Source organism: Mesorhizobium sp. P2_D1 (genome assembly GCF_056404455.1).
In genome coordinates, this window is the sequence record NZ_JBFUDZ010000046.1 from 24,501 (window position 1) to 45,132 (window position 20,632).

General features: G+C 64.1%; 21 protein-coding genes. 4 read left to right on the forward strand and 17 right to left on the reverse strand.

From position 1 onward, the window contains the following. The first annotated feature begins 1 nt into the window (after position 1). Entirely contained in the window at positions 2 to 820 is an 819-nt protein-coding gene (locus AC1D0I_RS25520) for a CDP-alcohol phosphatidyltransferase family protein (RefSeq protein ID WP_095086458.1), read from the forward strand. A gap of 63 nt (positions 821 to 883) precedes the next feature. Here AC1D0I_RS25520 and AC1D0I_RS25525 read toward each other — a convergent pair whose 3' ends face one another. Together AC1D0I_RS25525 and AC1D0I_RS25530 are read right to left on the reverse strand one after the other, a co-directional pair. Further along, on the reverse strand, positions 884 to 3,106 hold the full coding sequence (locus AC1D0I_RS25525) for an AMP-binding protein (RefSeq protein WP_477398591.1): 2,223 nt from the start codon (positions 3,104 to 3,106) through the stop codon (positions 884 to 886). 142 nt (positions 3,107 to 3,248) lie between these two features. After that, positions 3,249 to 3,656: a tautomerase family protein gene (locus AC1D0I_RS25530; protein ID WP_477398593.1), complete on the reverse strand. Its 408-nt coding sequence runs from the start codon at positions 3,654 to 3,656 to the stop codon at positions 3,249 to 3,251. A 112-nt stretch (positions 3,657 to 3,768) separates the two neighbouring features. Between AC1D0I_RS25530 and AC1D0I_RS25535 the strand changes: the two genes are divergently transcribed. Continuing rightward, a complete protein-coding gene (locus AC1D0I_RS25535) occupies positions 3,769 to 4,632 on the forward strand; it encodes a LysR substrate-binding domain-containing protein (RefSeq protein WP_477398594.1) in 864 nt (287 codons plus the stop codon). A gap of 162 nt (positions 4,633 to 4,794) precedes the next feature. On the opposite strand, the gene AC1D0I_RS25540 is transcribed toward AC1D0I_RS25535, so the two are convergent. Both AC1D0I_RS25540 and AC1D0I_RS25545 read right to left on the reverse strand, forming a co-directional pair. Beyond that, positions 4,795 to 5,703, reverse strand: a complete 909-nt coding sequence (locus tag AC1D0I_RS25540; RefSeq protein ID WP_477398596.1) for a DMT family transporter — start codon at positions 5,701 to 5,703, stop codon at positions 4,795 to 4,797. Between the two features lie 60 nt (positions 5,704 to 5,763). After that, positions 5,764 to 6,651 carry a DMT family transporter gene (locus AC1D0I_RS25545; protein WP_477398598.1) on the reverse strand — a complete coding sequence of 296 codons (888 nt, stop codon included), beginning with the start codon at positions 6,649 to 6,651 and terminating at the stop codon, positions 5,764 to 5,766. A 224-nt stretch (positions 6,652 to 6,875) separates the two neighbouring features. Here AC1D0I_RS25545 and AC1D0I_RS25550 point away from each other — a divergent pair, with 224 nt between their 5' ends. Beyond that, complete coding sequence (locus AC1D0I_RS25550; RefSeq protein ID WP_477398600.1) at positions 6,876 to 7,382, forward strand: OsmC family protein; 507 nt, start codon at positions 6,876 to 6,878, stop codon at positions 7,380 to 7,382. A gap of 19 nt (positions 7,383 to 7,401) precedes the next feature. Here the strand turns inward: AC1D0I_RS25550 and AC1D0I_RS25555 are convergent, their stop codons facing one another. The 13 genes from AC1D0I_RS25555 to rpsF all read right to left on the reverse strand — a co-directional run bounded on the left by AC1D0I_RS25555 (position 7,402) and on the right by rpsF (position 19,562). Continuing rightward, positions 7,402 to 7,620 (reverse strand): hypothetical protein, encoded by a 219-nt coding sequence (locus AC1D0I_RS25555; protein WP_027045347.1) that lies wholly within the window; start codon positions 7,618 to 7,620, stop codon positions 7,402 to 7,404. Positions 7,621 to 7,788: 168 nt separating this feature from the next. Then, positions 7,789 to 8,418: a hypothetical protein gene (locus tag AC1D0I_RS25560; protein ID WP_477398602.1), complete on the reverse strand. Its 630-nt coding sequence runs from the start codon at positions 8,416 to 8,418 to the stop codon at positions 7,789 to 7,791. 79 nt (positions 8,419 to 8,497) lie between these two features. Beyond that, positions 8,498 to 9,238: an SDR family NAD(P)-dependent oxidoreductase gene (locus tag AC1D0I_RS25565; protein WP_477398604.1), complete on the reverse strand. Its 741-nt coding sequence runs from the start codon at positions 9,236 to 9,238 to the stop codon at positions 8,498 to 8,500. 48 nt (positions 9,239 to 9,286) lie between these two features. Then, complete coding sequence (gene purF / locus AC1D0I_RS25570; protein ID WP_095086431.1) at positions 9,287 to 10,756, reverse strand: amidophosphoribosyltransferase; 1,470 nt, start codon at positions 10,754 to 10,756, stop codon at positions 9,287 to 9,289. 104 nt (positions 10,757 to 10,860) lie between these two features. Next, positions 10,861 to 11,529, reverse strand: coding sequence for a CvpA family protein (locus tag AC1D0I_RS25575; RefSeq protein WP_457151113.1), 669 nt, complete (start codon positions 11,527 to 11,529; stop codon positions 10,861 to 10,863). A gap of 85 nt (positions 11,530 to 11,614) precedes the next feature. Continuing rightward, a complete protein-coding gene (gene radA / locus AC1D0I_RS25580; RefSeq protein WP_457151112.1) occupies positions 11,615 to 13,018 on the reverse strand; it encodes a DNA repair protein RadA in 1,404 nt (467 codons plus the stop codon). Positions 13,019 to 13,249: 231 nt separating this feature from the next. After that, positions 13,250 to 14,740: a replicative DNA helicase gene (locus tag AC1D0I_RS25585; protein WP_095086422.1), complete on the reverse strand. Its 1,491-nt coding sequence runs from the start codon at positions 14,738 to 14,740 to the stop codon at positions 13,250 to 13,252. A 220-nt stretch (positions 14,741 to 14,960) separates the two neighbouring features. Further along, complete coding sequence (locus AC1D0I_RS25590) at positions 14,961 to 15,929, reverse strand: small ribosomal subunit Rsm22 family protein (RefSeq protein WP_477398605.1); 969 nt, start codon at positions 15,927 to 15,929, stop codon at positions 14,961 to 14,963. Positions 15,930 to 15,931: 2 nt separating this feature from the next. Beyond that, complete coding sequence (locus AC1D0I_RS25595) at positions 15,932 to 16,255, reverse strand: YnfA family protein (protein WP_477398607.1); 324 nt, start codon at positions 16,253 to 16,255, stop codon at positions 15,932 to 15,934. A gap of 175 nt (positions 16,256 to 16,430) precedes the next feature. Continuing rightward, positions 16,431 to 17,729, reverse strand: coding sequence for a class I SAM-dependent methyltransferase (locus tag AC1D0I_RS25600; RefSeq protein ID WP_477398609.1), 1,299 nt, complete (start codon positions 17,727 to 17,729; stop codon positions 16,431 to 16,433). A gap of 283 nt (positions 17,730 to 18,012) precedes the next feature. Continuing rightward, the gene (rplI, locus tag AC1D0I_RS25605) at positions 18,013 to 18,597 is read right to left on the reverse strand and encodes a 50S ribosomal protein L9 (protein WP_095086410.1); all 585 of its coding nucleotides are present in this window, start codon (positions 18,595 to 18,597) and stop codon (positions 18,013 to 18,015) included. Positions 18,598 to 18,813: 216 nt separating this feature from the next. Further along, complete coding sequence (gene rpsR, locus AC1D0I_RS25610; RefSeq protein WP_006203718.1) at positions 18,814 to 19,062, reverse strand: 30S ribosomal protein S18; 249 nt, start codon at positions 19,060 to 19,062, stop codon at positions 18,814 to 18,816. Beyond that, positions 19,062 to 19,562, reverse strand: a complete 501-nt coding sequence (rpsF, locus tag AC1D0I_RS25615) for a 30S ribosomal protein S6 (RefSeq protein WP_023761609.1) — start codon at positions 19,560 to 19,562, stop codon at positions 19,062 to 19,064. Before rpsF ends, rpsR begins: the two co-directional genes overlap by 1 nt. A gap of 468 nt (positions 19,563 to 20,030) precedes the next feature. On the opposite strand from rpsF, the gene AC1D0I_RS25620 reads away from it, so the two are divergent. Further along, a partial coding sequence (locus AC1D0I_RS25620; protein ID WP_477398611.1) for a TadE/TadG family type IV pilus assembly protein occupies positions 20,031 to 20,632 on the forward strand: 602 nt, incomplete at its 3' end.

A 20,632-nucleotide genomic window follows, 5' to 3' on the forward strand; every position in this document is an offset into this window, starting at 1 on the left:
GGTGGGCACGCAATATAAAAAGTTCGAAGCCCATGCCAGCGGCGGCCCGCGCATCCGCGAAATCCCGATGCGCATGGTGCTGCCCAACCTCGTCACCGTGCTGGCCATCTGTGCCGGCCTGTCCGGCATCCGTTTCGGCTTTGAGGGCCGTTTTGAGCCGGCAGTGGTGATGGTGCTGCTCGCGGCTTTCCTCGACGGCATTGACGGGCGGCTGGCGCGGATGCTGAAGGCGACCTCCAAGTTTGGCGCGCAGATGGATTCGCTGGCCGACATCGTCAACTTCGGTGTTGCGCCCGCCCTGGTGCTCTATGCCTTCCTGCTCGACCGCGCCGGATCGCCGGGCTGGATCGCAGCACTTCTGTTCGCCATCGCCTGCGGGCTCAGGCTTGCCCGCTTCAACGTGCTCGACGACGAGAAGGCCGAGCGCCCCGTGTGGCAGTCCGAATATTTCGTCGGCGTGCCGGCGCCGGCGGGCGCCGTGCTGGTGATGCTGCCTCTCTATCTCTATTTCCTGCGCACGGGTCTGGAGCCCAGTCGCCCGGCTGCCTTCGTCGCCACCGGCTTCACCATCCTGGTTGCCTTCCTGCTGGTCAGCCGGCTGCCGGTCTATTCCGGCAAGAGCCTGAGAGTGCCAGGCGACAAGGTGCTGCCGATCATCCTTGGCGTCGTGCTCTACGTGCTGCTGCTGATGACCTATCCCTGGTACACGCTGACCGCTTCGGTCGCCGGTTATCTGCTCTTCCTGCCGTTCAGCGTGCGCGCCTATTCCAAGCGCGCCAAGCAGGAGGGCGAGAAAGTGCCGCCTTCGGACATCGGGTAGGGTTGCTCGAAGCCAGCTCCGCGTTCGTCATCCTGGGTCCCTGCGCTCCGCTTCGCGTCGGCTTCAGGCCGCCACACCCAGCCCCAGCCTGTCGATCGCCAGCTTTCTGGTCGACACATAGTCGGTCTTGCCGGAACCCAGCACCGGGATTTCCTCGACCTTGATGATGTCGTTCGGCACCATCAGTTCGGCGGCGCCCGCCTGCTTGCCGAATTTGCGCAACTCGTCGGGATTGGCATCGTCGGCGGTGGTGACCAGCACGATGCGTTCGCCGCGCCTCTTGTCCGGCACCGCCACCGCCGCATGGCGTTCTTCCGGCCACAGCGACTGCACCAGCATCTCGACAGCACCCAGCGACACCATCTCGCCGGCGATCTTGGCGAAGCGCTTGGCACGGCCGCGAATGGTGATGAAGCCTTCGCGGTCGACGGCGACGATGTCGCCGGTGTCGTGCCAGCCGGTCAGCGGCTGCAACTCACCGGGGCGATCGGCAGTCATGTAGCCCATCATCAGGTTCGGTCCGTCGAGCCACAACTGGCCGGCGTCGGATATGCCTTCGACCGGCTCCAGCTTCATGCGCATCGCCGGCAGCAGCCGGCCAACCGTGCCGTCGCGGCCATGGATCGCGGTGTTGACGGCAACCACGGGTGCGGCTTCCGTCAGCCCAAAACCTTCGATGATCTCGGCCTGGAAGCGTTCGCGATAGACGCGGCGGGTTTCCGGCTTCACAGCCTCGGCGCCGGCGACGACGAAGCGCAGGCTGGAAAAATCGCCGTCCTTGGCGGTGCGCGCATAGTTGGCGAGGAACGTGTCGGTGCCGAACATGATGGTCGGTTTCACCTTGCGCGCGATCTCGGGGATGATCTTGTAGTGCAGCGGTGAGGGGTAGAGGAACAGCTTTACCCCGGTGACCAGCGGCAGGATGGTGCCGCCCGTCAGGCCGAAGGAATGGAACACCGGCAGCACGTTGAGCAGGATGTCGGCGGGCGAGATGGTGATGCGCGCCTCGGCCTGCATGGCGTTGGCAAGCAGGTTCTTGTGCGACAGCACCACTGCCTTGGGTGTGCCTTCCGAACCCGAGGTGAACAGGATCACCGCAGGCTTGGCCGCATCCTGCCGCTGCAGCGGCCAGCGCCAAAGCAAGGCCGCGGCAAGCTTGTCGAGCGCGGTGACGTCTTCCCGCACATCCTCCAGCCAAAGCAGCTTGGCGCCGCCGTTCTCGACCGCCGCGACGATATCGGCGAGGTCGGCCTTCTCGACGAAGGCACGGGAGGAGACAACCGTGCGGATCACCGCTGTGCGCACCGCCGCGGTCACGCTGGCCGGGCCGGCGGTGTAGTTGATCATTGCCGCCACCCGGCCGCCAGACAGCAGGCCGACAAACGACAGCACCACGCCATTGGCGTTGGGCAGCAGCAGGCCGACCGCTTCGCCCGGCGCCGTCACCGCCTCGAACCGGCGGCCCAGGACACGGGCGCCGATGAACATCTTGCGGTAGCTCAGCGCGCCGGAGATGACGTCCTCGATGATCGAGTGCGAGGCGCCGACACGGGCAGCGGCGTCGCGCATGGCCAGGAACAGGCCACGATCGAGGTCGGCGCCGAAAAGCCGGGCCTCGGCGACACGGTCGAACAGCGCGTTGGTGTTCGAGGCCTGGTCCGGGTTGCGCGCTGCCAGTTCGGCGATGGTCATCGGTTCCAGCACGCTGATCGACAGTTGCGGAAACCAGTGCCGCGGCGCCTTGTCCGCCGGCGTCAGCGACACCGGCAGGCTGCGCGCGCCGGCGACGAAGATCGGCACGATCTTGGCGTCGGCCTGCATGGCGATGCGGGTGACGGCGCGAAACAGGCGAAACGTCTTGACGTTGGGCTCGACCGCGTCCGGCAGATAGACGGCGAGCCGCCCCTTGCCCTTCAGCACGCGCACCAGCCTGCGGCTGACGAAGAGATGTTCGGCGTTGAAGGCGATGGTGCGGCCAAGCTCGCGCCACGGTTCGAGCCATGGCGACCGCGCCGAGACCTCGTCGAGTATATGCAGCGTATCGTCCGGCAGCAGCGACAGCATCAGCGCCGGCTCGAAACGCGATTGATGCGAGATGACGTAGATGACAGGGGCCTGCGCCTTGCGGGCGATCCTGACGCGGTTGTCGCTGATCCGGTAGGCAAGCTTGAACGGCACATAGAGCAGTGCCTGGGTGAAACGCAGGCCGAGGCGGAATTTCTCCACCACGCCGATCAGCAGCCAGGCCAGGACAAGACCCGCAAGCAGCGCCAGTGTCAGGATCATGCCGCTTCTCTCCCAACGATTCTAGCATGCGGCTCTTTGYGACCGCTTCGGGGCAGAGCGTAGCGGAATGGAGGGCAACGTCAATGTGGAGGCGCGGCGCTCGCTTCCTTCCCCCTTTTTGGAGAGAAGGGAAGGCAGCAGCTCACGCCGCCTTCAACCGCCCGCTGATGAAACGGAACTCCTGCGTCTTGCCRCCATAGCCATAGGCGGCGGCCGGCACTTCATGCACGAAGGCATAGCTTTCCTCATGCACACCGCCCAAAAGGCGGCCGAAGGCGTCGAAAATCGCCTTCAGATAGGCCTCCAGCTCGACCTTGGTGTTGGTGCCGTCGACCACCTTGATATCGAGCCAGAACGTGTTGGTGCCATGCTCGGCCAGTGACTTGCCGCCGGCGAACCAGTGCTGCGGATCGAAATAGGAAACGGCAACCGCGGTGATCGTCGGATCCTTGCGCAACTGCGCGGCCGTGATCTCGGTGATTTCTCCGGCGATCCGGGCGGACAGCGCGGCATCAGGCTTGCCGGTGACGCTAACGTTGATGATGGGCATTTTTCTTCTCCTGGTTTGAGCGGCGTCGGATCGCCGTTGGAAGGACCATGCCACTGTCATCGAGTCAAAAAAATCGAATTGTTTTCAATTGAAGGTTCGATATCATCGAACTATGGAAACGCTCGATCCCGACCTGCTCAGGACTTTCATCGCTTTCGTCGACAGCGGCTCGCTGGCGCAGGCGGCGTTGAGCGTCGGCCGTTCACCCTCGGCGGTCACCACGCAGATGCAGCGGCTCGAGGAAATCGTCGGCGAAGCGCTTCTGGCGCCGCAGGGCCGGGGCCGAGGCCTGACGCCCGCCGGCGAGGATCTCGTCGGCCATGCAAGGCGCATCCTTGCCGCTCACCGCGAGGCGTGGCTGGCGTTGAAGGGCGCGCGTGCTGCCGGGCGCGTTGCCATCGGGACGACGCAGGATTTTGCGGACAGCGGTCTGCCCGATCTGCTGCGCGCCTTCGCCGTCAGCCATCCGCGCGTCAGGATCGAATTGCGTGTCGGCCGCTCCGCCGAACTGGCGCAAGCGATGCAGTCCGGCGGGCTCGATCTGGCGATCGTCATGCGCCAGACTGCTGCGCCGGACGAAGTCGGCGTGCTGCGCGAACCGATGATATGGCTGTGTTCGCAAAGGGGGCTGGCCTCGCGCCAGGAAGAATTGCCGCTGGCGTTGCTCGATCCCTATTGCGGCTTTCGCGAAGCAGCACTTGCCGCACTCGATGCGGCCGGCCGCCGCTATCGCATCGCCGCCGGCAGCGCCAGCCTGGCCGGTCTGCGCACGGCGGTGAATGCGGGTGTTGCGCTGACGCTGCGCACCGCGCGCTTTGCCCATTCCGGCATTGTCGAAGCGCCGCGCGAACTTGGTCTGCCGCAGGTTCCGATAGCTGAATTTGCCGTTCGGCTGCGCGCCGGTGCCGATGGTCCGGCAGCTGATCTGGCGGCACTGCTCAGTGGCAATTTGGCTTTGCCCGGCCTCCTTGGCTGATCGACAAGCTCCGATCTCGCTGCGGAACAAACGCCCAAGAAAAAGCCGACCTTGCGGTCGGCTGGGAGTAGGACGGGCCGAGGGGTTTGGGGGGACTTGGGGGTGGCCCGTCACACCAACAATGCATGAGCCGGACGATGGTTCCGCGACTGTGTAACTTTTTTACGAAATATTTGACGCCAGCCGTTGCGAGCGGGCCATCAGCCAATCCCGCCCCGCATGGGCAAACACCGCGCACAACACGATGGCGCCGCCGATCATGCTGGCGGCTGGTGCGATCTCGCCCAGGAACAGGAAGGCAAACAGGATCGCGAACGGCACTTCGGCCGAGCCGAGCAGCCCGGATTCGGCCGCCGGAATGAGCCGCGCCCCTTCCGTCCACAGGATCGAGGACAGCGCAAAGCATGAGCCAAAGGTGGCAAGCAGCACCGCATCGCGCGGCGTGACCGCCAGCGGATCGGTGACGAACCAGCCGAGCACGAACAAGAGGAAGGCCGAAACCGCGCCGGCCCACACTACCGGCGTCTCGCGGAAGGCGCGCACCATGATCATGTAGAGCGCGCTGCCGATGGTCATCAGCAGAGCCAACCCGTCCCCGAACAGATGACCGGTGCCGAACCCGGACCAGACCATGATCGCCACGCCGGACAGCGAGACGGTAGCGGCGACCATCGTCTGCAATCGGAACGGCTCGCGCGTCAGAACCCAGGCCAGCAGCGCTGTGACGAAAGGCGCGGTGGCATAGATGATCGCGACATTGGCGACGAAGGTGAACTTGAAGGCCGAGATGAAGGCGATGCTGGCCAGCGCCCCTTCCACCGCCAGCAGCCAGCCGCGCCAGCCAAGGCGCAACGTTTCGCGGTTGCCGGAGCGATGGCGGCGCCACAGCACATAGAGGCTGATCAGGATCGAGCCGACAAAGCCGCGCCAGCAGGTGATGGTCAGCGGATCGGCATGGATCGACTTGGTCAGCACCCCGGTCAGGCCGAACACCGCCGCCGACGACGACACCAGCAGGATACCCAGCGTGCGCTCAGTGGTGCTGTCCGTCGGGGCTGCAATGTCACTCATGCCGCCAGCCTACGCCGTTGCGTCCTGACATCGTAGCGTCAGCAGTGACGGCGATCCACATCATAGCCGCTTGCGGAAATGCTCCGTGCCGACAATCAGCAGCCCGGCGGCGATGATAAGGGCGGCGCCGAAGAACACTTCACGGCGCGGCACGTCGCCCCAGATCGCAAAGCCGAGCGCGAACGCCCACAACAGCGAGGTGTATTCGAGGGGTGCAAGGATCGAAGCCGGCGTTCGCTTCATGCCTTCGAACAGAAGATATTGCGCAAACCCACCGAGCGCGCCGACGCTGGCAAGGAGCAGCAACTGGGTCCAGTCCGGCGTTTGCCACCAGAGCAGCGCCGGTCCCGCCGAAAAGAGCAGGAAGTAGAAGTTGTTGAGGAGAAGCTGGATCATCGAACGCTCGGCAAGCGCGGTCTTGCGCAGGAGCACGATGGCTATGCCCCACAAAAAGGCCGCCGCCAGCACCAGCAACACCGGCACGGACAGGCCGAGATGGGTCGGGTCGCAAGCGACGAAGACGCCGGCAAAGCCGATCAGCACCGCAAGCCAGCGCAGCATCGGCACCTTTTCGCCGAGCATCACCACCGAAAGCACTGTGACGATGATCGGTGCCGCGTAATAGACGGTGGTCAGTTCTGCAAGCTGAAGGCTGCGCGCGGCATTGTAGTAACAAAGCCAGGCGGCGAGCGTGAAGGCGCTGCGCACCAGCATCGGCCGCACGATCGGCGAGCGCACCGTGTCGGCAAACAGCCGTTGGCCGCCGATCGCCGCGCAGGCGCCCAGAATGGTGATGCTGCGGAAGAACATGATCTGCCAGACCGTCATGCCGGTGACCAGCAGCTTGATCGAGGCATCCTGCGTCGAAAACAGGAAATAGGCCGCACCGGTCAGCAGGATTCCGGCGAGAACCCTTTCGCGTGTTTCGAGAATCGCGACATCGGCCATAAGGCGCGGGACCAGTGTTGCAGGGGGCGGCAAAATGCTGTGTGGAGCGACGCGAGAGGAAGTCTCCCGTACCAAAAGCTATACGGGCGAAAGTCGGCACAGCGCTACGCCAGGCCTAAGCTTGCGTTGGGGCAGGGGATGGCGACCTTGCTTCCAGAAGGCAATCGGCACTTATATCTGACAAAGCCACGCCGCTGTCCGGCCACGAGAGCGAAGGAACGGAAATGGATGCGACCCAACTGAAGGCGATGCAGGCGCCACTGAAGCAGGCCTATCGCGACGACGCTGCGCAGGCGCTGATCACGCTTCGCGCCAAAGGGTCGATCGACGACCAGTCTGTTGCCTGCAAGGTGGAGACGGGCAGGGCGATCGCCATCGCCGGATTGCATCCGGCAACCGGTGGCTCGGGGCTCGAACTCTGCTCGGGCGACATGCTGCTGGAGGCGCTGGTGGCCTGCGCCGGGGTGACGCTGAAGGCGGTGGCGACGGCGCTGGAGTTCAAGCTGGGCGCTGCCACGGTGGAAGCCGAAGGCGACCTCGATTTTCGCGGCACGCTCGGTGTCGCCAAGGATGCGCCGGTCGGCTTTCGCGCCATCCGGCTCAATTTCGATCTCGATACCGACGAGCCGCAGGAGCGGGTAGACTCCCTGCTGAAGCTGACCGAGCGCTATTGCGTGGTGTTCCAGACCATCAACCAGAAGCCGGAGCTGACGGTGAGCGCACGGCGCTGAAACGCCGTGCGCCGGGCGCTTACTGCGCTGCCGGCTCTTCGGCGTCGCCCTCGTCGGTGAAGGGGGAGGCGCTCGGCACGCATTGCACCGACCAGCCGGTCGGTGTCGGCTGCTTCTGATATTCGGTGATGGCGGCGGTGCACTGTTCGCGCTTGTCGAAGGTGCTGGGCAGCACGACCATGCCGCCCTGCGGGCCGGCGATTACCAGATACCAGACCAGCGCTGCGGTCGTTGCCATGGGGATGTCCTTGTTCTGCCCGATTGGGGCGCTTGTTGCGGGAGTCGCTGCGATCCTATCAACTCCGCCGAAATGACGAAAGCATGACCGCCGCGCTGCCTTCCGCCATCACATCACAGCCGCGTGATGCGATGGCGGATCTGGGCCCAGATCTAAACCCAGGCGGGCTTAGTTGGTGGCAAAACAATAGAACAGGCCGTCACCGCCGGTGCCCTTCAGCGCCTCCTGGCTGCAGCCGCCACGCGAGGCATGCGAGGAGTTCCAGGATTTGGCGGCCGCCGAATCGTCGAGGCCGGTGCGGTCGTGATGGCCCATCATCGCGGCACCTTCCGCTCCGCTCATCGTCCAGTCGCCGCAGGTCTGGTCGGCGATCTTCGTGCCATCGGGTTTGGAGCCGGTCAGCATGTCGTGGCGGTTTGGCTTGTCGCCACGGCCGTTGACCACTTCGCCCTTCTCGTTCAGCGCCGTCTGCTTGGTGATGCCATTGGCGTCGCCGTGCAATGAGGCGACATCGTCGGCGATCTTCACACCCTTGGCGTTCACCCACGGCCCCTTGCCGATGCGGTCGCGCGCGTCGGTATCGCTGGTCGACAGATAGGCGGCCCAGCTCTTGCCGGTGACGCCGGCGGCTTCCGCCAGCGAGGCGCAATGCGCGTCCGCACCCTTGAGGCCGCCGAGGTCGGCACCCTTGCCGGGGCCAACGCTGGTGACGAAGAAGCTCATCTTTGCGTCTTGCGAATAGGCGGCGCCCGTGGCCGCGATCAGGGCGGCGGCGGTGGCGAGAAGCAGTCTACGCATGGTGGTCCTCCGTTCAGGTTTCGAATGTGTGACATTCGAAGAACGTCGGCGGTGACGAGAATCTTCCGGCAAAAAGCAGCTATTCCGGCTGGCGATAGGCGACAAAGCGGTTGTGCTTGGCCTGGAAGATCAGTCCGGTCTCCTTCAGGTCCGGGCTGGCCAGCGGCACGATAAGCTTGGCGACCTCCGAAGGGTGAGGCAGTGTTGCCGGATCCTCGCCGGGTACAGCCTGGGCGCGCATCGCGGTGCGGGTGGGGCCCGGGTCGGCGGCGTTGACCCTGAGCGGCAGGCTTTGCGTCTCATGCGCCCAGGAGCGCATCATCGTCTCGACCGCCGCTTTGGACGCCGCGTAGGGCGCCCAGAAGGCGCGCGCCGAGTGGGCCGAATTCGCGGACAGCAAAATCGCGCGGCCGGCGTCGGAGAGTCGCAGCAGCGGGTCGACCGAGCGGATCAGCCGCCATGTCGAGGTGACGTTGATGGTCATCACCTTTTCGAACGTTTTCGCCTCGACATGGCCGATCGGCGAGATCACGCCGAGCACGCCGGCATTGGCGACGAGAATGTCGAGCTTGCCCCAGCGTTCGTGGATGGCGCCGCCCAGCCGGTCGATGCCGGCCATGTCGGCGAGGTCGAGCGGCACCAGCGTCGCCTGGCCGCCGGCCGCCTTGATCTGGTCGTCGAGCTCTTCCAGCCCGCCGACGGTACGCGCTACCGCGATCACATGCGCGCCAGCTGCAGCCAATTCCTTGGCGATGAAATAGCCGATGCCGCGCGAGGCGCCGGTGACGACCGAAACGCGGCCGGTAAGGTCGAGGGTCATGCTATGGATTCCGGGAATTTGACGAACGCGGATGACGGCGCGGCAATCCTACGACCCGCTCGTCGCCAGCAGCGACAGCGTGCGCACATTGTCGTGGCCTTCGAAGTCGAGCAGGCGGGTCGGGTACTGGCCGGTGAAGCAGGCATCGCAGAATTGCGGCTGGTCGTTGTCGCGGCTGGCCTCGCCGACGGCGCGATAGAGGCCATCGATGGTGAGGAAGCCGAGCGAATCGACCCGGATGAACTCGGCCATTTCCTCCACCGACATCCGCGATGCCAGAAGCTTGGATTTCTCCGGCGTGTCGACGCCATAGAAGCAGGAGGCGCGCGTCGGCGGCGAGGCGATGCGCATATGCACTTCCCTGGCGCCGGCATCGCGCACCATCTGCACGATCTTCTGGCTGGTGGTGCCGCGCACGATGCTGTCGTCGACCAGCACCACGCGCTTGCCCTCGATCATGCGGCGGTTGGCGTTGTGCTTCAGTTTGACGCCCATGTGGCGGATCGAATCGCCCGGCTGGATGAAGGTCCGGCCGACATAGTGGTTGCGGATGATGCCGAGCTCGAAGGGAATACCGGCGGCTTGCGAAAAGCCGATCGCGGCCGGCGTGCCGGAATCCGGCACCGGCACGACGATGTCCGCCTCGACCGGGCTTTCCTGCGCCAGTTCGGCGCCGATGCGCTTGCGCACCTCATAGACGTTGCGGCCCTCGACCGAGGAATCCGGCCGGGCGAAGTAGACATATTCGAAGATGCAGAAGCGGGTCTTCTGCGGCTCGAACGGGAACAGGCTTTCAATGCCCTTGGACGTGACGACGACCATCTCGCCGGGCTTGAGATCGCGCACGAATCGCGCGCCGATGATGTCGAGCGCGCAGGTTTCCGACGCCAGGATCCAGGCGCCGTCGAGATCGCCGAGCACCAGCGGCCGAATGCCGAGCGGATCGCGGCAGCCGATCATCTTCTTGGATGTCATCGCCACCAGCGAGAAGGCTCCCTCGACCTGGCGCACAGCATCGATGAAACGCGAGTTCAAATCGCGCTCCTTGCTGGTGGCGACGAGGTGCAACAGCGTCTCGGTGTCGGAAGTGGAGGAGAAGATCGCGCCCTGCTTCTGCAGCGCCCGCTGCACGGTCATGGCGTTGGTCAAATTGCCGTTGTGCGCGACGGCAAAGCCGCCATCGGCCAGTTCGGCGAAGAAGGGCTGGATGTTGCGCATGCCTGCGCCGCCTGTCGTGGCGTAGCGCGTATGGCCGATGGCGCGGTTGCCTTGCAAGCTGTCGATGACGCGCTGCTTGGTGAAGGTGTCGCCGATCAGGCCGACATGGCGTTCGACATGGAACTGGGTGCCGTCATAGGAAACGATGCCGGCCGCTTCCTGACCGCGATGCTGCAACGCATGCAGGCCAAGTGTGACTATGGCTGCCGCATCCTGCCGGCCGAAAATGCCGAACACGCCGCATTCGTCGTGGAAATGGTCGTCAGCCTCGGCGGAAAGCACGTCGTCTGCGTCTGCCATCTTAAGCTCCGCTAAAATCGCCATATAGTGCGGGTTCGCGTCGAAAGCAACGCGCCCGTGCAGCCGTTCACACCATCGTCAGTTCCTGGCGCCCGTTCCGGGCGTCAGTTTGCCGGTGCAGCCGGCGCTGGATTGGCCGGAGCGTTCTCCGCGGGCGGTGCTGCGGCGTCATCGTCGGGAGCGGGCGTGTTGGCATCCTCGCCACCCGCCGGGGCATCCGCAGCCGGTGCGTCCGGAGCAGCGGGCGTCTCAGCAGCCGGCTGATTCGGATTGAGTTTCTTGAGGATGGCGTTTTCCGGATCCTCGGGCAGCAGGCTTTCGAGCTTGGCGCCGATCTGCTCCAGCAAGGGCCGCGACTTGGCATCCGTGACCCAGGCCGGTGCCTTGGCGCCAGCCAGCCAGTTGAAGAACAGGAGCGCGACGGCAACGACCAGAATGCCGCGCGCCGCGCCGTAGAGAAAGCCGAGCGTGCGGTCGAGAGCGCCGATCCTGGAATCGATGATCCAGTCGGCGAGCTTCATTGTGATGACCGAGACGACGATCAGCGCGATGACGAAGACGATGCCGGCGGCGGCCGCCATGGCGATCTTTTCGTTGTCGATGTAAGGCTTGAGGTAAGGCAGGACCGGCTTGTAGAAGAAGAACGCCGCCGCTGCTGCCGCTGCCCAGGAGACGACGGACAGGATTTCGCGCGAGAAGCCGCGAACCATGGCGAGCATCGCCGAGACCAGGGTGAAGCCGACGAGAATTCCGTCAAGCAGCGTAATCGGCATGTCTTTCGCCCCACTCCATGAGCCGCATTATAGCGCGGAGCATCGGATTTTCCCAAAACCGGTTCCCAGTTTTGGGTCCGATGCTCTAGTCTTGCTCGTCCACGCGGCTTCGGCGTGTGCCGGCTATGCGTGCCACGAGGTCGGCAAGCTCGGTCGGCTGGAAAGCGCCGGCCCCGATCCCCCCGGCAAGTTCCTCGCTGCCCAAGGGCAGAACCGCGCTTCCAAAACCCAGCTTTTCGGCTTCCTTCAGGCGCTGTTGCGCATGCGCAACCGGCCTCACGGCGCCCGAAAGGCTGATTTCGCCGAAATAGACGCAATCGGCGGGAAGGGCAAGACCGGTGAGCGAGGAAACCAGGGCCGCCGCCACCGCCAGGTCGGCCGCGGGCTCCGAAATGCGATAGCCCCCGGCGACGTTGAGATAGACATCATGGCTGCCGAAGCGCACGCCGCAATGGGCTTCCAGAACCGCCAGGATCATCGACAGCCGGGCGCCGTCCCAGCCGACGACGGCGCGGCGCGGCGTGCCGAGCGAGGAGGGGGCGACCAGCGCCTGGATCTCGACCAGCACAGGCCTTGTGCCCTCCATGCCGGCGAAAACCGCGGCACCCGGCGATTTCGCGTGGCGCTCGCCGAGAAAAAGCTCGGACGGGTTGGCGACCTCGCGCAGGCCCTTGTCCGACATTTCGAAGACGCCGATCTCGTCGGTCGGCCCAAACCGGTTCTTCACCGTACGCAGGATGCGGAAATGGTGGCCGCCTTCGCCCTCGAAGTAGAGCACGGCGTCGACCATATGCTCGACGACGCGCGGCCCGGCGATCTGGCCTTCCTTGGTGACATGGCCGACCAGGACGATCGCCGCACCCGTGGATTTCGCGTAGCGGATCATCGCCTGGGCGGCAGCTCGCACCTGGGTGACGGTGCCCGGCGCCGAATCGGCGAGGTCGGTCCATAACGTCTGGATCGAATCGAGGATCACCAGGTCCGGCCGCCTGCCGTCGGCGATGGTGGCGAGGATGTCCTCGACATTGGTCTCGGCGGCAAGTTCCACCGGCGTGGCGGCAACGCCGAGCCGCTGCGCCCGCAGCCTGATCTGCGCGACGGCCTCTTCGCCCGAGACGTAGACGACGCGGTGGCCTTTTGACGCGAGTGCAGCCGCGGCCTGGGTGAGCAGCGTCGACTTGCCGATACCAGGATCGCCGCCGACCAGCAGCGCCGAGCCGCGCACGAAGCCGCCACCGGTGGCGCGATCGAGTTCGCCGATGCCCGAGATGATTCGCGGCGCGTCCTCGATGTCGCCCGACAGCGTTGTCAGCACCACTGCGCGGCCCTTGCGGGCGTTGCGCGTGTTGGCCGGCCCTGAGCCGATGCCGCCGGACGTGCCTTCCTCGACCAACGTGTTCCACTCGCCGCAGGCATCGCATTTGCCGGCCCAGCGCTGATGCACCGATCCGCAATTCTGGCAGATGAACTGAACCCGCGATTTGGCCATCAGTTGGATGCTGCCTGGAAGTAATCGGGAGTTGGCGATCCTGCCCACCCCCCTCTGTCCTGCCGGACATCTCCCCCGCAAGGGGGGAGATTGGATGTCATCACCGTCTTCGCCAATCGCCCAGGTTGAAGAGAGGGCGCCGCAAATGAAACTGCCGATCTCCCCCCTTGCGGGGGAGATGCCCGGCAGGGCAGAGGGGGGTGTGGCGGAATGCGAGGGTAGATCAAAAACTCACTCGAATCTTTCAGGCAAATGATGCTCTTCGGCGAGGTCGGAGAAGCGGGTGAACTCGCCCTGGAAGGCAAGGCTGACAGTGCCGGTCGGTCCATGGCGCTGCTTGGCGATGATCACTTCGGCCTTGCCCTGGACCTCGACCATCTTTGTTTCCCAGGCGAGGTGCTCGGGCGTGCCTTTCTCGGGCTCCTTGTTTTTGATGTAGTATTCCTCGCGGTACACAAACAGCACCACGTCGGCGTCCTGCTCGATCGAACCCGATTCGCGCAAGTCCGACAGCTGAGGATGCTTGTCGTCGCGGCTTTCGACCTGACGCGAGAGCTGTGAGAGCGCGATGATCGGCACGCCAAGCTCCTTGCCGAGCGCCTTCAGTCCGGTGGTGATCTCGGTGATTTCCTGGACGCGGTTCTGCGACGCCTTGGCGGACGAACCCTGCATGAGCTGGATATAGTCGATGACCATCAGATCCAGCCCGCGCTGGCGCTTGAGGCGGCGGGCGCGCGCCGCAAGCTGGGCAATCGAAATACCGCCCGTCTGGTCGATGTAGAGCGGGCGCTTGTGGTTCTCCTGCGTGTAGGCGACAAGTTTGCCGAAATCGGCTTCCGTCAGGTCGCCGCGCCTGATTTTCGACGATGGGATTTCGGTTTGCTCGGAAATGATGCGGGTGGCCAATTGCTCCGACGACATTTCGAGCGAGAAGAAGCCGACGACGCCGCCATTGGCCGCCTTGACGGAGCCGTCCGCCTGCTGGGCAGGCTCATAGGCGGCAGCGATGTTGTAGGCGATGTTGGTGGCCAGCGACGTCTTGCCCATGCCCGGACGGCCGGCGATGATGATCAAATCCGACGGCTGCAGGCCGCCCATGCGGTGGTCGAGATCGCGCAGGCCGGTGGCAATGCCGGACAGGTGCCCATCGCGCATATAGGCGGCACTGGCCATGTCCACGGCGTTCTTCAACGCGTCGGAAAAACTCTCGAACCCGCCATCGTAGCGGCCGTTTTCGGCCAGCTCGAACAGCCGCCGCTCGGCATCCTCGATCTGTTCGGTGGGCGCCATGTCGACCGGCGCGTCATAGGCAATGTTGACCATGTCCTCGCCGACGGTGATCAGCGCGCGACGCGTCGCAAGGTCATAGATGGCGCGGCCATAGTCGGTGGCGTTGACGACGGTGACGGCTTCCACCGCCAGCCGTACGACATATTGCGCCATCGTCATGTCGCCGACCTTCTCATCGGCCGGCAAGAAGGTTTTCAGCGTGATCGGCGTTGCAACCTTGCCCATGCGGATGAACTCGGACGCCACCTCATAGATCTTGCGGTGCAGCGGTTCGTAGAAATGGCCGGCCTTCAGAAAGTCCGAGACGCGGTAGAAGGCATCGTTGTTGACCAGGATGGCGCCGAGCAGCGCCTGCTCGGCCTCGATGTTGTTTGGCGCTTCACGATAAAGCGGTGTTTCCGCGACGCCGAATTTTCGCGCTGCCTCTGCCATGATATCCCCGATTTCGATCCCGGCTCTTCGATACCAGAATGACAAAAGTCAGTGCTGACTTATCTGCAACAGTGCCGATGCCAACCAACATCAATGTTCGCTTGTTCACAGGAACAACAAATCGTCCACAGGACAGAATTCCCGTCCCCCGATTTCTGTTGACTCGGCAGAGGAACAATCTACACGAAAAACAAGAACGAAGCAAGAACAATTGTGCCGGTCAAATCTCCAGAACGTCGCCCCAGTCCGACCGCCGCGCTGCCTTGAACGTCTCGCCGTCGCGCTTGGTGAACAGCCTTTCGCCGGCACTGCCATTGCTCTCGCAAAGTTTCAGCAACACCTTGCCGGATCCTGATTTTGGTGGCGCGATGACCCGTGCCCGAAGGGAAGGAGCAGGCTGTCGCGAAGCGGCGACATAGATGAACTTCTCGTCTTCCCACGGCACGTCGGCATCCTTGGCCAGCCGGTGCAGGCGCGAACGGGCGACGCGGCGGGAAAAATGGCACCAGTCGGGCGGGGCGAGCGGGCAGGGCGCCTGATGCGGGCAAGGCGCAAGTACATGCGCGCCCGCCTCGATCAGCTGCCGGCGCACGGCAAGGATGCGCTGCCATCCGGCCGGCGTGCCCGGCTCGACGACCAGCAGCGTATCGCCGGTGAGTTGCCACAGCCGACCGATGAGCTTTGGCAGAGACGCAGGGACAATTTCGTCGAGCACATAGGCGCAAGTGACCAGATCGGCGGGCTCGAGGTCGGCAAGGTCGATGGTGGCGTCGCCGGCCAGCCATCTGGTTCGGGCGGCAATCGCGCCGGCGGCAAGCGTTTCGCCGACCTTGCGCGCCGCGGCGCTGGCTTCGAACAGCACCGCCTGTTCGAGATCGGGCCACAAGTCGCTCGTGGCCCAAAGCACCGTACCAGGGCCGGCGCCGACATCGAGCAGGCTCTTGGGTTGAAGACCGGGCCTGGCGTCGCCGAGCGCATCGAGGCTGGCGCGGACGGCGGCGTAGGTCGCCGGCAGCCGCGTCGCCAGGTAGGCTTGCACGGCCAGGTTCTCAGCCATATGCAGCCGACCATCGCGCAGTTCGGCGCGGTACCGGTCGGACAGCGTTTTTGCCGCCTGCTTGAGTGTCGCCAGCGGAACGTTTTCGAGCAGCCGCTCGACACCCTGGCGAAGTGGGGCCGGTAACTCCATGCTCAGGCTCCGCGTGGCGCGACGAGGATCACAGAGGCGCCGACAATGCAGAGTGCAGCTCCAGCGAGGTCCCAGCGGTCGGGGCGCACGCCCTCCGCCAGACACAGCCAGCCAAGCGACGCCGCGATGTAGATGCCGCCATAGGCGGCGTAGGCGCGGCCGGCGGCATTGGCATCGACCAGCGCCAGCAGGAAGCCGAATAGAGCGAGCGAGGCGAGACCGGGGAGCAGCCACAGCGGCGACTTCTCCAGCCGCCACCACGCCCAGAACGAAAAGCAGCCGGCGATCTCGGCCAGGGCGGCAGCGACATAGAGAACATAGGTCATGAAAAAGGTCCGGTGGCGATCACTGGACCTTTTTCAGTGCAGGCGCCGGCAATGGCAAGCCGCAATACTATTTCCAAGGCATGTCGCTCAAAAGCGGGTCCGGCTTTGGGAGGACGACTTGCATAAAACAAAGACCTAAAGCGCCTCGCATGCGTCCGTTCAAACGCGGCGCGCTTCAGTCCGCAACCTTGCGGCGGCGAGCTGGCTTGGCAGCCGGGCTCTTCTTGATGGGATCCGTTTCACGGTGACCCATATCGCGCATCTCAAGCGCCTTCTCGCATTTGGCCATGTACTCGCGCGTCGTCGGCAAGGTGTCGTTCTTCTTGGCGATCTGGATCTGGAAGATCACCAGATCCTGCCAGCGGAAAGCGGCTTCCGAGGCGGCCAGGTAGAACTCCCACATGCGGCAGAAGCGCTCGTCGTAGATCGCCTTGGCCTTGTCGCGGTTGGCGGCGAAGCGCTCGCCCCAGTGCTTCAGCGTGTCGGCATAGTGCAGCCGCAGGATTTCGATGTCGGTGACGACCAGCCCCGACTTCTCGATCGCCGGCATGAYYTCGGAGAGCGCAGGGACATAGCCGCCCGGGAAGATGTATTTGCGGACGAAGGCGGTGGTCGCCCACGGCACGCCGGAACGGCCGATCGTGTGCAACAGCATGACGCCATCCGGCTTGAGCAGCGTCGCCGACTTGTCGAAGAAGGTGCGGTAATGGTTGACGCCGACATGTTCGAACATGCCGACCGAGACGATGCGGTCGAAACGCTCGTTGAGCTCGCGGTAGTCCTTCAGCTCGAAATGCACACGGCTTTCCAACCCTTGCGCGTGCGCTCGGTCGGTGGCGACGCCATGCTGTTCGGTCGACAGCGTCACGCCTTGCACGTCGACATCGAACGCCTTGGCGAGATAGAGGCTGAGCCCGCCCCAGCCGGACCCGATGTCGAGCACCGTCTGGCCGGCCTTCAGCCTGAGCTTGGCGGCGATGTGGCGTTTCTTGGCAGCCTGCGCTTCGTCGAGCGTCATGTCCGGCTGCTCGAAATAGGCGCAGGAATACTGCATGTCCTCATCGAGGAAGAGCCGGTAGAGGTCGCCCGACAGGTCGTAATGGCGCTGCACGTTGCGGCGCGAGCGCGAGGCGGTGTTGATCTGCTGCAGGCGGCGGAAGGCATGACGCAGGCCTTCGATGGCTTTCGACCATGTGGCGTCGATGCCGCCGCTGCCCATGTTCTGGAAGGCGAYGCGCATCACACCCAGCACGCCGCCTTCGAGAATGTCGAGCTCGCCGTCCATGTAGGCTTCCGGCACCGCCAGCATCGGATCGAAGGTGATGGCGCGCTCGGCATGCGCGGTCTTGATGTGCATGTGCACCGGCTCGCCGCTGCCGTCGCCGAACACCACCGCAGCGCCCTTGGGGCCGGTTACCTTGAGATTGCCGGTGCGCACCAGGCGGTCGAGAACGCGCTTCAGCAGAATATTCATGACCAAATGTCCCCTCAGACAGGCTGTCTCGGCCCACGACCCCGAAAATCGAAATCGACTTTCGGGAAAGGGATCGTGCGCCAAACCAAAGTTTCACAGCGTCCTTAGCGCGGCCAAAGGACGCGCGACGCTGTAGTCTGCATCAATATATAGGGGTTCGAAAAGTTCCATTTGGCACAAAAATGCCCGGGCGAGAGACCCGGGCATTGGTCCAGTATGGCTGAGGCCAACTGGGAAGCTAAAGTGCGGCACGCCCGGAAGGGCGCACCGGCGACTCAAATCGTCAGGCGTTGTCTTCGCCGCCTTCGAACTCGGTGTTCGGGTCGAAGAAGTTTTCCGGCCGCGCATTGTCGTTGATGTCGTCGCCATAGATGGCTTCGGCGGTGGTCAGCGTCTCGCCCTTGGCCTGGCGTTCGGCTTCGTCGGCCGTGCGGGCGATGTTCAGCGTGATCGTGACCTCGACTTCCGGATGCAGCGCGATCGCCACATTCGTGAGGCCGATGGTCTTGATCGGCTGGTTGAGCAGGATCTGGTTGCGGTTGACCGTGAAGCCTTCCGCCGTCAGCAGATCCGCGATGTCACGGGTCGACACCGAGCCGTAGAGCTGGCCGGTTTCGCCAGCCGAACGCACGGCGATGAAGCTCTTGCCGTCGAGCTTTTCGGCGACCTGGCTGGCTTCCGACTTGCGCTCAAGGTTGCGGGCTTCGAGTTGGGCGCGCTGGCCTTCGAACTTCTTCTTGTTGGCTTCGTTGGCGCGCAGCGCTTTGCCCTGCGGCAGCAGGAAGTTACGTGCAAAGCCGTCCTTGACCTTGACGGTATCACCCATCTGGCCGAGGCGGGAAACGCGTTCGAGAAGAATGACTTCCATGGTTTTGTTCCTTTGGTTGGGCGCTAATCGTTCGGATCGACGCCGAATGTCTTGGGAACAGGTCAGGAAGCTTGGGGCGCGCGCTGGCGCCGGTGTCGCTGTCCTGCCTGTTCAGGCAGTTAGAGGTTTGACCTCAACTCGGGATTTGAATGCGATCCCCGCGGCGCCCGTCGCCGAGGTGAAAAAAGCGGGCGGCAAGCCGCCCGCTCGAAAGTCTTAGCGAACCACGTAGGGCAGCAGGCCGAGGAAGCGGGCGCGCTTGATCGCCTTGGCGAGTTCGCGCTGCTTCTTCTGGCTGACGGCTGTGATGCGCGACGGCACGATCTTGCCGCGCTCGGAAATGTAGCGCTGCAGCAGACGCACGTCCTTGTAATCGATCTTGGGGGCGTTGGCGCCGGAGAACGGGCAGGTCTTGCGGCGGCGATGGAACGGGCGCCGGGTCGGGATCTGGTTGATGTCGACCATTATTCTGCACCCCCTTCAAAGCCTTCGCGTGGACGGCGCGGACCACGATCGGCACCGGCGTCGCCGAACGAGCGCGGCGGACGATCGCCACGGTCGCCGCGATCACGGTCGCCGAACGAGCGCGGACCACGATCGCCACGGTCACGGTCGCCGAAGCCACCGCGTTCCGAGCGCTCTTCGCGCTTCTGCATCATGGCCGACGGGCCTTCCTCATGCGCCTCGACCTTGATGGTCAGGAAACGCAGCACGTCTTCGGACAGGCCCATCTGGCGCTCCATCTCGTTGAGCGCGGCCGGCGGGCAGTTCAGGTCCATCAGCGTGTAGTAAGCCTTCCGGTTCTTGTTGACCCGGTAGGTGAGGGACTTCAGTCCCCAGTTCTCGACCCGGCCGACGGACCCCCCATTTGCGGAGATGACGCCCTTGTACTGTTCGACAAGCGCATCGACCTGCTGCTGCGAGAGGTCCTGCCGGGCAAGAAACACATGTTCGTAAAGAGCCATAGTGTATCAGTGCCTTTCTTCGTTTCTCTCCCGGTTCCCGGCGGCAAAAGCCTCTGCAACTTCTCTGACCCGCTGTTCCCGGTAAAAGGGGGCGGGGAAGAAAGGAGCATGACGAGACGGTCGAGAGCGGAGACACGGGAGGCGGAAGCACTTCTGTCTTCACACGAAGGTTTTCGAAAAAACCTCCGGCCCTCCGTTCAGCCCCCAGCTGGGACCGGCAGATTGCGGGCGTCTATACAGCAATCCGCCCACAACGCAAGCGCAAGCGGCATTCCCTTGTGTCGCAGGGGCGGAAAAATCAAGCAGCAACAATGGCAAGGCTTCGTGGTTTCCGGCAACCGGGCCTTAACCACAATGTCAGGTTGTGTGGAGTTGAGATCCTGCAGTCAACGCTCGATTCATCAAAGAAGGCGCAGAAGCCAGGCCAATCCGCGCACAAAAGCGGCAAGCATTTCCGGGGGGGTAAGGATGCTTCTTAGCAAGTTCTGGCGCTCGACGAGCGGCAATTTTTCGCTTGTGCTGGGGCTGGGGTTGCCGGCCATCCTCACGGCTGTCGCCTTCGCAACCGATGTCTCCACCCTGATGCGGGCCAAGAGCAACCTGCAGAATGCCCTCGATGCGGCAAACCTTGCCTCTTCGCATCTGGGCGATCTCGATGTCACCCGCAATGACGCCTTTGACCGCTATTTCCAGGCCAACATCGCCGGCCATGGCGAACTCGGCAATGCGAAGGCGACGTTGACGGTCGACAAAGGCGTCAATTTCGTCAAGACGAAGGCGGTTGCCTCAGCCGACGTCACTCTCAACTTTGCCTTCCTGTTCGGCAAGGAAAAGCACATCGAGGTCGATGCCTCCGCCGTCGAATCGAACAACCAGCTCGAAGTCGTGCTGGTGCTGGACAACACCGGCTCCATGGCCGGCGCGCGCATGACGGCGTTGAGGACGGCGACCAAATCATTGCTCGACACGCTCGAGGCGACAAAATCGCCGACGCACCAGATTCGCGCCTCGCTGGTTCCGTTCGTCACGGCCGTCAACGTCGATGGCGATGAATTCGACCCGTCCTGGAT

Bases quoted from the DNA above. Each gene is read 5' to 3' on its own strand.
- AC1D0I_RS25525 (WP_477398591.1), bottom strand. From the start codon at position 3,106: ATGATCCTGACACTGGCGCTGCTTGCGGGTCTTGTCCTGGCCTGGCTG.
- AC1D0I_RS25535 (WP_477398594.1), top strand. From the start codon at position 3,769: ATGGAAACGCTCGATCCCGACCTGCTCAGGACTTTCATCGCTTTCGTC.
- AC1D0I_RS25540 (WP_477398596.1), bottom strand. From the start codon at position 5,703: ATGAGTGACATTGCAGCCCCGACGGACAGCACCACTGAGCGCACGCTG.
- AC1D0I_RS25545 (WP_477398598.1), bottom strand. From the start codon at position 6,651: ATGGCCGATGTCGCGATTCTCGAAACACGCGAAAGGGTTCTCGCCGGA.
- AC1D0I_RS25550 (WP_477398600.1), top strand. From the start codon at position 6,876: ATGGATGCGACCCAACTGAAGGCGATGCAGGCGCCACTGAAGCAGGCC.
- AC1D0I_RS25555 (WP_027045347.1), bottom strand. From the start codon at position 7,620: ATGGCAACGACCGCAGCGCTGGTCTGGTATCTGGTAATCGCCGGCCCG.
- AC1D0I_RS25560 (WP_477398602.1), bottom strand. From the start codon at position 8,418: ATGCGTAGACTGCTTCTCGCCACCGCCGCCGCCCTGATCGCGGCCACG.
- AC1D0I_RS25565 (WP_477398604.1), bottom strand. From the start codon at position 9,238: ATGACCCTCGACCTTACCGGCCGCGTTTCGGTCGTCACCGGCGCCTCG.
- purF (WP_095086431.1), bottom strand. From the start codon at position 10,756: ATGGCAGACGCAGACGACGTGCTTTCCGCCGAGGCTGACGACCATTTC.
- AC1D0I_RS25575 (WP_457151113.1), bottom strand. From the start codon at position 11,529: ATGCCGATTACGCTGCTTGACGGAATTCTCGTCGGCTTCACCCTGGTC.
- radA (WP_457151112.1), bottom strand. From the start codon at position 13,018: ATGGCCAAATCGCGGGTTCAGTTCATCTGCCAGAATTGCGGATCGGTG.
- AC1D0I_RS25585 (WP_095086422.1), bottom strand. From the start codon at position 14,740: ATGGCAGAGGCAGCGCGAAAATTCGGCGTCGCGGAAACACCGCTTTAT.
- AC1D0I_RS25590 (WP_477398605.1), bottom strand. From the start codon at position 15,929: ATGGAGTTACCGGCCCCACTTCGCCAGGGTGTCGAGCGGCTGCTCGAA.
- AC1D0I_RS25595 (WP_477398607.1), bottom strand. From the start codon at position 16,255: ATGACCTATGTTCTCTATGTCGCTGCCGCCCTGGCCGAGATCGCCGGC.
- rplI (WP_095086410.1), bottom strand. From the start codon at position 18,597: ATGGAAGTCATTCTTCTCGAACGCGTTTCCCGCCTCGGCCAGATGGGT.
- rpsR (WP_006203718.1), bottom strand. From the start codon at position 19,062: ATGGTCGACATCAACCAGATCCCGACCCGGCGCCCGTTCCATCGCCGC.
- rpsF (WP_023761609.1), bottom strand. From the start codon at position 19,562: ATGGCTCTTTACGAACATGTGTTTCTTGCCCGGCAGGACCTCTCGCAG.